This is a genomic window from Alphaproteobacteria bacterium GM7ARS4, assembly GCA_014332745.1.
In the GTDB taxonomy this organism is placed as follows: Bacteria; Pseudomonadota; Alphaproteobacteria; order GM7ARS4; family GM7ARS4; genus GM7ARS4.
Genome location: JACONL010000003.1, coordinates 14156 through 25154, shown reverse-complemented (window position 1 = coordinate 25154; position 10999 = coordinate 14156). Strand labels below are relative to the sequence as shown.

Annotated in this window: 8 protein-coding genes; 6 read left to right on the top strand and 2 right to left on the bottom strand. The window is 52.3% G+C overall.

From position 1 onward, the window contains the following. The coding region (locus GDA54_03635) for an FHA domain-containing protein (protein ID MBC6497397.1) at positions 1-1215 on the bottom strand (1215 nt) is incomplete at its 3' end. 227 nt (positions 1216-1442) lie between these two features. On the opposite strand from GDA54_03635, the gene GDA54_03630 reads away from it, so the two are divergent. Both GDA54_03630 and sctC read left to right on the top strand, forming a co-directional pair. Continuing rightward, positions 1443-1853: a type III secretion system chaperone gene (locus GDA54_03630; GenBank protein ID MBC6497396.1), complete on the top strand. Its 411-nt coding sequence runs from the start codon at positions 1443-1445 to the stop codon at positions 1851-1853. Beyond that, the gene (gene sctC / locus GDA54_03625) at positions 1795-3594 is read left to right on the top strand and encodes a type III secretion system outer membrane ring subunit SctC (protein MBC6497395.1); all 1800 of its coding nucleotides are present in this window, start codon (positions 1795-1797) and stop codon (positions 3592-3594) included. The genes GDA54_03630 and sctC overlap by 59 nt, the downstream gene beginning before the upstream one ends. Here sctC and GDA54_03620 read toward each other — a convergent pair. After that, a complete protein-coding gene (locus tag GDA54_03620; GenBank protein MBC6497394.1) occupies positions 3591-5852 on the bottom strand; it encodes a TonB-dependent receptor in 2262 nt (753 codons plus the stop codon). The two genes, sctC and GDA54_03620, sit on opposite strands and share 4 nt — an antisense overlap. Before the next feature lie 254 nt (positions 5853-6106). Between GDA54_03620 and GDA54_03615 the strand changes: the two genes are divergently transcribed. The 4 genes from GDA54_03615 (at position 6107) to GDA54_03600 (ending at position 10813) form a co-directional block, all read left to right on the top strand. Next, the gene (locus GDA54_03615) at positions 6107-7387 is read left to right on the top strand and encodes an FAD-dependent oxidoreductase (GenBank protein MBC6497393.1); all 1281 of its coding nucleotides are present in this window, start codon (positions 6107-6109) and stop codon (positions 7385-7387) included. Further along, complete coding sequence (locus GDA54_03610; GenBank protein ID MBC6497392.1) at positions 7348-8145, top strand: DUF1365 domain-containing protein; 798 nt, start codon at positions 7348-7350, stop codon at positions 8143-8145. Before GDA54_03615 ends, GDA54_03610 begins: the two co-directional genes overlap by 40 nt. 130 nt (positions 8146-8275) lie before the next feature. Beyond that, positions 8276-9544, top strand: coding sequence for a class I SAM-dependent methyltransferase (locus GDA54_03605; GenBank protein MBC6497391.1), 1269 nt, complete (start codon positions 8276-8278; stop codon positions 9542-9544). A 45-nt stretch (positions 9545-9589) separates the two neighbouring features. After that, positions 9590-10813, top strand: coding sequence for a class I SAM-dependent methyltransferase (locus tag GDA54_03600; GenBank protein ID MBC6497390.1), 1224 nt, complete (start codon positions 9590-9592; stop codon positions 10811-10813). Positions 10814-10999 lie beyond the last annotated feature (186 nt).

Here is a 10999-nt window from a genome sequence, read left to right as displayed (position 1 = left end):
CTCCAACTCAGAACGTATCGCCATCGCAAGAGTCTGAGTCGACGTCACGCGATAGCGCAATTGGCTTCGCACGCTAGCGTCTGGAATGCGCGCCTCGATAAAGCCACGAAGGACATTGAGGTCATGGTGGGTATGGACATAGCCCCCTATGGTGACGGCATGGGAGGAATCCTGCACGGTGACATGGCCTCGCCCGCCATCCATCGACGCCAAAAGCATCGACACACGTTCAGCCAAAGAGAGCGAAGACGCGCCATCATGCTGTGGCTCTCCCTCTGGCATGGCCTCTGACATGGCCCCTGACACGGCCTCTGACATGGCGGAATGGACAGCATGGATGTCATGAGGGGTGTCATGAAGCCTGTCATGAAACCTGTCGGGGAGATGGTCAGAGGTGTCTTGCTCCTCCATACGCTCTCCGTGCGCGACATCCTCTGTGGTGGCGGTCATCTCTTCTGTTGCCTTCATCATAGGCAGGCTCGGCATAGGAGGCATGCCATGCAATAGGAAAAAAAGAGGCACAACGGCAAAGCCTAGAGGGAGGCAGATAAAAACAAGCGTGCGTGTGAAGGAAAAGCGACGTCTCTCTGTTCGCTGGTCTCTATGGTCTGTGAGCACAGCCCCCTCAATAGGCGAAGGAGAGGCATCCTCACCATCATGAGAGGGAGAGGCAGTCTCGCCATGCGCTTCACCATGCTCCGACGGAGGCGATGCCTCGTCAGAAAAAGAAGGAATCGTCAATTGATGCCATGGCGTCTCTGGCGCGCCATAGGCAAGGTGAAGACGCCCTAAAGTGATAATATCGCCTTGCTGAAGCGCTCCCTCGCCATCGATAGGCTTGCCATTGATGGCGACACGCATGAACGTCTCTGGGGATGTCTCTGGAGATGACGCCTCTGCTGACAGGATGCCCTTGATAACGGCGCGTCCATCCTTCCCTATTGTCAGCTGCCCATGCTGTGGAGCAATAGATGGATCTGAGAGGATCACATCGCATGACTCGTCCCTGCCAATGGTCACATGTGTGTCTGGCGTCAGAGCAACTTCAGCACCAACATGAAACCCTGATAAGAGTTTGAGGATGAACCCCTCAGAGACTCCCTCAGCAGCCTCCTCAGAAACCCCCTCAGAAACCCCCTCATGGCTCGGCCTGTGAGAACGTTCCTCCTCTGGGGAAGACACAGATGACGTCTTGTCAGACTCTGTTTCGGACATAGCACCACACGACAGGATTGATAAGGAACGATGAAGACAGGCCGCATGCAACCGCTCGTCCTCCTTTCTCTAGGTGTCCGTGCTGTCGTTCATATTCCATTCTAAATGCCAAAGAGTCACCCGCAAAAATCACCAAGCAAGAGCAAAATCACGTAACAGGAACGGATTTTTACGACACCTAGAGACAAGGGGCGAAAAACATCAATGACCACAGAGACATCGTCCCCATGCTCACAATGGATATGCTCGTTGGCGACTACCAAAAGCGTCGCACAACGCCCATCACAACACAACCCGACCCTCATGGCGGCTACCGCTTTGCCCCCGACGATGCCCCCCCTTTCACATGTCAACGTATTGGCGATGCCCTCGTCCTCGAAGGCCTGTTGTGTGCCATCGATGAAACCGATACGACAATCCCCGCCATTGACTTCGTGCAAAAACTCCTACGTTTCAATCTCGCACAACAGAAAGAGCACACCGCATGCCTCGCCTATCACGAACAGAGCAAACAGCTTGTCCTTTATCATACCATCTTGCTGAGACATGCCACCTCGTGGCAATTCATCGACTCGGTTGATGCCTTCGAAACAGCCCTCGCCCGCTGGCATGACATTATTCTCGCCCATCACCCCTAACCAACGCCCTCGACTCTTCATCTGTCACCACCCCATCCACATGCCCTACGCCATCCTGCTCGTTATCCTGTGCATCGTCATGCCGTTGCCTACACTCCATGCCGATACGCCCCCTTGGGCAGACAGCATCACAGATGATGAAGAGGAAACAACAGACATTTACAGCTTTTATGCCGACCATCAACCTATTCAAGACGTCCTCAAGAATTTTGCTAAAAGTGTCAAAACGCCTATCAAAATCGAAGAGACACCAGAGACGCCCCTCCTTGGCATTCTCCACGGCACCCACCAAGCGGCAACCCCCATGCAATTCCTCGAGAGCCTCAGCGAGGAATACGAATTCACATGGTATTATGATGGCGTCTACCTCCTCATTTATCCTAATGCCCTCATCGAAACACGCCAGTTCCCCGCCAACCACGAAACCGTAGAAAACCTCAGGGAACGTATTTTTCAAAGCGACCATTGGGACTCGCGCTTCTCTATGGATACAAACAAAGAAGAGAATAGCGTCGTCATCACAGGGCCACCCCGCATGCTCGATATGCTCACAAATGTCGCCGCCAGCCTCTATACCTCCGATGATGTCGCATCTCGCGTGTTCCGCCTACGCCACGCATGGGCTATCGATAAAACCTTTTCCTATCGAGATGAAAGTGTCACCATCCCCGGTATCGCCACCATCCTCAACAACCTCATCAGCGGAGGCCCAAGTCTCCCCGCCACCACAAGCAAACCCTCAGAAGCACAAGAAAAACAACGCGCTAAAACAGGACTTCCCGGCATTCTCAGCGGCTTTACAAGCTCAACCAATACGACCATATCAACAAAGACGCCAGAAAAAGCGCCCGTTCGCGCACGCATTCAAGCCGACCCACGCCTCAATGCCGTCATCGTCTATGACCTCGAAGCCAATATGACACGCTACGAAAATCTTATCCGTTCCCTCGATATCCCCACAGGACTCATAGAAATAGAAGCCGCCATCATCGATATCAACACATCCGCCATCAGCGATGTCGGCTTTTCATGGCGAGGTGTCCTCAATAACCGAGTGGCAGCGGGATTTGGAAACATCACCGAAACACCATCCCTTGGCACCATCACCGCCAATGTCGTCGCCCAAGCAACCAATCCTATCTCTATCGCAACGACCAGCGCCGACTATATCCTCTCTCAAGCAAAACTGCTCCAACAAGACGATAACGCCCGTATCTTGTCACGACCCTCCGTCATTACCATCGATAATTTCGAAGCCTCCCTCGACCTCAGCCAAACATTCCATGTGCGCGTCGAAGGACGGGAAGCCGTCGACCTCTATCCCGTCACCACAGGAACACTCTTACGCGTCACCCCCCATATTGTCTCCTCTGATAACACACAATCCATCCACATGGCGATCGTCATCGAAGACGGCACACTCCTCAGACAGGAAATCGATAATATCCCTGTGGTACGCAATAACGCCATCAATACCCAAGCCCTCATTCGAGAAGGCGAAAGTCTCATCATCGGTGGCTATTACTTCGAAAATGATACCGATGATGAAAGCCGTATCCCCATCCTCGGCGATATTCCCTTCCTTGGACGCCTCTTTGGTACGCAACGTAGGACAAAAGAAAAAAACGAACGCCTCTACTTGATCACACCACGTATCGTCTCTCTTCCCCCCCTACCCCATGACACAAGAAGCACTATCCCAAAGGACAAGGACTCACCATCACACAACACACGGCACTAAAATGCCTGCGACAGGGACAGGGACATATTCAAGCCCTGTGCCATCACAGCAGAGGTATGTTGCCGATAGGTTTTATTAAAGAGATTCCGCACATGGAAAGAAACATCGAGCCCCTTGAGAGCGCGCACATTCGGCGTCCACCCTATGGCAATATCATGCACGCCATAACCTGGCGTCTTATAGAGACCCGTGAACGCACTGGCATTGACGGCATTTTCGAAACCGCGCACGGGGAGACCAAGACGCTGAGGGTCGCTGTCTGGCTCTATGACCCTGTCCTGAGCAGCAGCGAGAGTGCTTCGCCAAGAGACGCGCATCGTTGGCGAGACAGCATAAGAGAGAGAGAGCGACAACGTGTCAGCTGCTATGTTACTTAAGGGCGTGCCTCTCTGTCTGTCCTTTCCCCGTATGCGCGCCATATGGAGGCGGGCAGAGAGGGCATGGCGCTCATAGTTAAGGGCGAATTCCATCCCTTTCACAGTGGCGGTTGGCACGTTGTCATATGTTGTCGTGCCACCGGGCTGGGGACCAATGGGATGGGTCGGCGGACATCTGAACGTGGGCGGCATGGCAAAGATGCTCGCCACAGCTGGAGGACGGCTGAAACAGGCCAAACGCACATCAACCACTTGCTCGATGAAATCCCGATAGTGACTGCTGAAATAGGCGAATTTGCCATGCCATCGGGACGCTCTCCTCGCACCAGCCTCGTGTGAAGGGTCATACGTGTCCATATTGAGCCCCACCTCTGTCGTGCGCCCTCTCTCTGGGCGTAAGCTCGGGTTGCTGACAAAACGATTAGCGAGAAAGTGTGTGCCGCCCACATAGAGTTCCGTGAGGGACGGGGCGCGGAAAGATTGCCCATAGGACGCATAGGGGGAAAAAAACGGATGAATCTTATAGAGAAGAGAGGCGGTCGATGAGAGACGTCGATTGCTCCGCGAGACTCGGTCTCTGCTTCCCTGACTGCTACGGTCGAAACGCGTGCCAGCCTCCACCCTGAGGGTCTCACCGAGAAAAAGAGAACGCCCATGGAGATAGACGCCAAAGAGATTTTGACGTCCTTGTGGGAAAGGAATTGCGCCCGTGTTGCGCCGCCCTTGTTGCTCTTCATGGTAAAAATCGATGCCTTGACGTATGGTATGCTGTCCATGCGGACTGAACATCATGCGGTTGCTGATATCGAACCCTATGCCGCGAATGCTCCGCTCATCGAGACGTCCCATATTTCCCGAACGGCTATTGCGTGGATTGGCCATGTCGACAAAGTCTCCTTCCGTTCCCCGTTCATCGATGCGCGTCCTGCTCATATAGACACGATTATCCATATTGAGCCACGCATCCTTCAAGGGACTGGATGACGGCTCGTACGAGTGGCGCAAAGAGAACGTGTCTTCCGTTGTCCTGCGCACGACACGTAAAATGGAATTGCGCGCAAAGGCTGGCACCGTTGTCGTCACGGGAGACACATCTAATTCGGGTGTTGTCAACGAGTCGGCATGGTCGCGCCAACGTTGCAATGATAATTCAAGAGCATGAAAAGAAGGAAGAGTCCACGTGGATTTGAGGAACATCGTCTGGGTGTTTTCGCCAGAAAACAGAATGTCGTTACCATCGCCATCTTGGTAGTCGCCTGAACGTTTGCCACCAATAGAGAACAGCACGTCCATTGACTCCGACAAGGCATAGAGATGGACAGACCCTTTGCGCGCCTGATTATTACTATCATAGGATGAGACGAGTTCAACCCCCGCCCTCCTGCCATCGCGCACAAAGTCGGACGCCGATTTTGTCGTCAGGTCAATGACACCCCCAAGCGCGCCACTCCCATAAAAGACAGAGCCTGCGCCACGCAAGACCTCGGCGCGCTTCAAGAGACTCCCATCAATGAAAAAACGCCCTCTATGCACGTTGCTGAAATTTTTGCGCGCCCCGTCTAAGCGAATCACAATCCTATCGCCACTGAGGCCACGTATGTTTGGCTGTTCCGACACAAGACGCGGACCACCAGTTGTGGAGACGCCGGGCACAGAACGCAATAACGCCCCCAATGTATCGGCTCTGCCCCCAAAACTCTCGTCCCCATCAACCACAGAAACAGACGCCCCGACGTCTCGACTGGATGTTTTAGAACGTAAAATTGTCACCTCAATGGGCGCAAACACATGGGTGTCCTTTTTCTCCTCGGCCATCGCCTCGCCAGCACAAGAAAGAAGTGGAAAAAAAAGACATATGAAGGCTAAAAAGAGAAACGTCATGAGACCGACCTCGCGATGATTGTATGATTACTGCCCATCCCCTATGATAGAAACCCTAGAGTCAGATGTCCTCGTTCCCTCCATATGCCCCCGTTCTACCATTCCACCTTCACAAAGACAATAAAAAAATTGGCATAAAGAGGCATGCCGTCCTACAACGGACAAGTCCCCATGAGGAAAAAATCTCCTTAAAGACACCCCGTCGCTCCCTCTAGACGACATAGCACAAGAACGTTCGTTCTAACACAGACACCATGCGTATCGCCATTGTTGGTGGGGGAATCACCGGCTTAACAGCCACCTATTGTCTCGCCACACACCATGACGTGGTCTTGTTCGAAAAAAATGATTATCTAGGCGGACATACACGCACCATCTACGTCCAGCCAGACCATGCCACGCACCCCATTCCCGTCGATACCGGCTTCATCGTCTATAATGACCGCACCTATCCCTTGCTCACCGCCTTGTTTCAACATCTCCATATCAAACGACAGAAAAGTCTCATGTCCTTTGGCGCGACTATCAATGACGGGTGGCTAGAATATAGCACAAAGAATCTCGCTGGCATCTTCGCACAACCCTCTAACCTGTTCCGTCCCTCTTATCTCCGCATGATGAGGGACGCGCGCCATTTCTTTCGCCATGCCCCCGCTTACATGCACTCTCCGTCATCCTTTTCTATCAAGGATTACCTCACCATCCTCAAGACGGGCCCATGGTTTACCCGTTATTTCCTCCTGCCAATGGCGAGCGCCATTTGGAGCTGCCCCATGCGCGCCATGCTCGAATTCCCCGCCAGCACCTTCATACGTTTCTTCCACAATCATGGACTTCTCTCGTTCTCACAACAGCCACAATGGTATACCATCAAGGGTGGCGCCCATACATATGTCCATGCCATGAAAAAAACCTTTGCGCATGCCGTCCATCTCCATCCCGCCACCCATATCCACAGAGCCCATGACCATAGCATCGTCACGGATAGCACAGGACAAAAACAACGTTTCGACCATGTTGTCCTCGCCTGCCATGCCGACGACGCCCTGTCATTGCTCGAGACACCCACAGCCCAAGAGCGCGCCATCCTCAGCTGCTTTCGCTACCAAGCAAACCATATCACCGTGCATGGCGATACATCGTTCATGCCTCGTAAAAAACACGCATGGGCAAGCTGGGTCTATCATCTCACCCACCAAGAGACGACACCCTCCCTCCATATGAGCTACTGGATGAATAACCTGCAAGCTATCGACAGACGATACCCCCTCTTTGTCACTCTCAACGCAAAAAAACGCGCCCATCCCACCTATGACACACATCGCTTTCATCACCCCCTCTTCGACAAAAAAGCCATAGACGCCCAAGCCCAGCTCCCCGCCCTACAAGGACAGAACAAGACATGGTATTGTGGCGCCTATCAACGATACGGATTTCACGAAGACGGCGTATGGAGCGCCCTCCATGTCGTCAAACAACTCGCCCCGTTGCCGTCATGGCTGCCCCCTCTCTCTCCTTTCGCCCCTCAACGATGATCGACTGGACACATCCCCATATCCTACAAGGCTCTGTCATGCACCACCGACACAGGCCATCACGCAATGTGTTTCGCTATGGACATTGGACGCTCGCCTTCGACATCAAAACCATGCCCGCCCTCAATATCCCCTATCTCTTTGCCGTCAATAGCCCATGCCCCCTCTCCCTCCACACCAAAGATTACGCCGATGGACAGCCATGCGCGTCCTGGCATGCATGGCTACACCACATGGCGACACAACACCATATTCCTATCAAGGACAAACATATTGTCCTTATCACCATGCCACGCGTGTTAGGCTATCTCTTCAATCCCGTGAGTTTCTGGCTCTTTATCGACCAGCACACAAAAAGGCTCTGTGCTGTTATCGCTGAAGTCAATAATACCTTCGGGGAAAGACACCACTATATATGCCACCCCCTGCCAAAAAAACAGGGAATCGATGAAGGTGATGTCCTCCGCGCCCAGAAATGTTTCTACGTATCACCCTTCCTCAAAATAGAAGGACACTATGATTTCCGTTTTTCTCTCAAAGAAGATGCCATCAATATCTTTATCACCTATTATGATGGGAACAGCCGTCTCACACTCTCGACCTCTCTCACAGGCACGCTCACAGCCTATAGGCGCGCCGCCCTCCTCACAGCACTACGGCGCCATCCCCATATCACATGGCGGACGATCATGCTTATCCACTGGCAAGCCCTTAAACTCTTCCTCAAGAGAATTCCCGTTATCAGCAAAGACGCATAACCACCCGACGCCTCCATGAAAGAGATTGCACCACACCATAAGAATATGATAGGGAAAAACACAGAAGTGGGTGCCGTCATAAGGAGGATGTCTGTGACCCTTCCCTCATTTGTGAGAGACATAGCATAGCATGGCAACACCATCATCCTCGACCCTTCAGCATGCTGATGACGATGTCGCTTTCTTGCTCGCTATGCTCCGTAAAAGTCAGTATGGCACTTTGTCCCTGACATTAGCCGATGGCACGACAGAGCTCTGCCAAGGGGATAAGCCGGGCCCTGAAGCAACGCTCCATATCCATGACCATGACGCCATAACGAGCATGCTCAATGAAGGCGATGTCGGCTTCGCCAAAGCCTACCAAAAAGGGCAATGGGATAGCCCGCATATTCCCTCTCTCATCCACCATTTCCTCAAAAACAAAGAATTCTTTGACGCGACATTCATGGACGGGAATATGCGTCACCGCATCGTCTCACGCCTACGCTACTGGCGACAAAAGGGCCGATTATTCCAAAGCAAACGCAATGTGCTTGCCCATTACGACCTCGGCAATGATTTCTATGCATTGTGGCTGGACCCGACGATGGGCTATACATGCGGACTCTTCTTGGACGACAATGATACGCTGGAACAAGCACAAAATAATAAAGTTGACCGCATCCTCGATAAAATAGGCGATGTGCCACAACATATCCTCGAGATTGGTTGTGGCTGGGGCAATTTTATCAGGCGCGCATGCGGAAAACGCGCCCATCGGGTGAGCGCTATCACCCTCTCGCCACAGCAAAAAGAATACACCGATGACGTCATACGCACCCTCAAGATAGGCGATAAGGCAGACGTCACGCTCAAGGATTATCGCCAATGTCGAGGACGCTACGACGTTGTCGTCTCCATCGGTATGTTTGAGGCGGTGGGGAAGAAATACTGGCTCACCTATCTTAAAAAAGTGAAAGACCTCTTGAAGCCCGGGGGAAAGGCATATATCCAAACCATCCTCATCGATGAACGCCATTTTCGCTCTTATATCAAGGGGACGGACGCCATGCGCACATTGATATTCCCCGGTGGCGCTCTCCCTAGCCTCGAACGCTTCTGCCATGCCGCACAAAAAGTCGGCTTTAGGGCTATCGATATCTTCACGTTCGGCTCACATTACGCAAAAACACTCACCATGTGGCTGCAACGATTCGACGCGCAAAAAGAGACCATCCTCCGCATGGAATCCCCTATGAAACCTCATGGCGCACCCCACAGAGCATATGACGAAGCGTTCTATCGATTATGGCGCTACTATCTTGCCTCTTGTGCAGGGGCATTTGCGGCACACTATACCGATGTCATGCAAATTGAATTGCTCAATCCCGCCACAACATACCCCCCAGCAATGACGTAGGACTCGTGTGACGGATACACACGACCCCACAAGGTGATACAGGCCATGCACCCACATAAAGCAAGAGATATTGTCCTCAAAGCCCTCCACAAGACAGCACGCACACCCTCCTATGTCGGCAGTCTATGTCTCACCGACCATCACGGCCAGCGCCATCTCTTCGAGGGACAAGGCTCGCCACAACAAAAACAGCAGAGCACCCCCAAAGCCCATATGCATATCCATGAGCTCTCTGTCTTGACGCGATTCCTTATGGAAGGACAGAATGCCCTCATCGACGATTATCAACATGGCTTATGGGATAGCGACAACCTGCTCCAACTCGTGGAATGGGTCTTGCGTAACCATGACATCATACGCCCCAATATCCTCAAGCACATCGCCCCCATCCTATGGGGAAAAATGCTCTACAGATTATCCTCGTCAAGGGACAAGAATAACACACGGAGGACGGACACCATTCCTCCTATGGGTAACGACTTTTATGCCCTCTGGCTCGATAAAGGCATGAGCTATTCATGCGCCCTCTTCGACGACGCCCATGAAAGTCTGGAGCAAGCCCAAAACAATAAATATCGTCATATTCTCGAATTCTTTGGCGATAAGCCCCTACGCTTATTGGATATTGGCAGTGGATGGGGAAGTTTCGCCCTCCATGCGATCCGCCATGCGCAACATCACGTTACCGCCGTCACCATAGGACAGGAAGAGCATGCGTATGCTAAAAAACGCCTCACAGCCTATCCAGACCATGCGACATTGCGCCTCCAAGATTACCAAGATATTGACGGCTGCTTCGATGGTATCGTCTCCATAGAAATGTGCCAATATGTGCGTGAGACACATTGGAATCATTATTTTCGTAAAATACGTGAACTCCTGACACCAGAGGGTATCGCCTTCATTCAAAGTTTTGCCTTCATCCACAAGGAAGACATGAACAGATACCACAAAAATATCGGTCCCTTACGTCTGTCGGCTCACCCTGAGAGCGTTGTCCCGCGCATTCCTTATCCCGCCACCTTCCTTCGCCAAGCACAACAAGAAGGACTGGTCGCACGCCATGTTATGCACCATGGCACACAATACGGACGGACGATACAGGCGTGGCTTCAACGTTTCGATGCCGCCTATTCTTCATTACAACAGATGGGCTATCCCGACCATTTCATACGCCTGTGGTATCTCTATCTCGCCTCGTGGGGCGCATCCTTCTGCGCCGAACGGAGCGACGTGATACAAGTCGTCCTGACACGCCACAAGGCATAACATCGTTGCATGATACAGCGTTACTTTGTAGAGTGGAGTCTCTACAGAGCTCTGTGAGCGCTATATCTGAAAAACAGGGACGTCACCATGTCATATCAAACCCCTATCACCATTAAGGAGGCCATCGACCATATAGACGAAAAGGACTATGTGTTACCCGCCATTCAACGTGAATTCGTCTGGAAA

Bases quoted from the DNA above. Each gene is read 5' to 3' on its own strand.
- GDA54_03630 (MBC6497396.1), top strand. From the start codon at position 1,443: ATGCTCACAATGGATATGCTCGTTGGCGACTACCAAAAGCGTCGCACA.
- sctC (MBC6497395.1), top strand. From the start codon at position 1,795: ATGCCTTCGAAACAGCCCTCGCCCGCTGGCATGACATTATTCTCGCCC.
- GDA54_03620 (MBC6497394.1), bottom strand. From the start codon at position 5,852: ATGACGTTTCTCTTTTTAGCCTTCATATGTCTTTTTTTTCCACTTCTT.
- GDA54_03615 (MBC6497393.1), top strand. From the start codon at position 6,107: ATGCGTATCGCCATTGTTGGTGGGGGAATCACCGGCTTAACAGCCACC.
- GDA54_03610 (MBC6497392.1), top strand. From the start codon at position 7,348: ATGGCTGCCCCCTCTCTCTCCTTTCGCCCCTCAACGATGATCGACTGG.
- GDA54_03605 (MBC6497391.1), top strand. From the start codon at position 8,276: ATGGCAACACCATCATCCTCGACCCTTCAGCATGCTGATGACGATGTC.
- GDA54_03600 (MBC6497390.1), top strand. From the start codon at position 9,590: ATGCACCCACATAAAGCAAGAGATATTGTCCTCAAAGCCCTCCACAAG.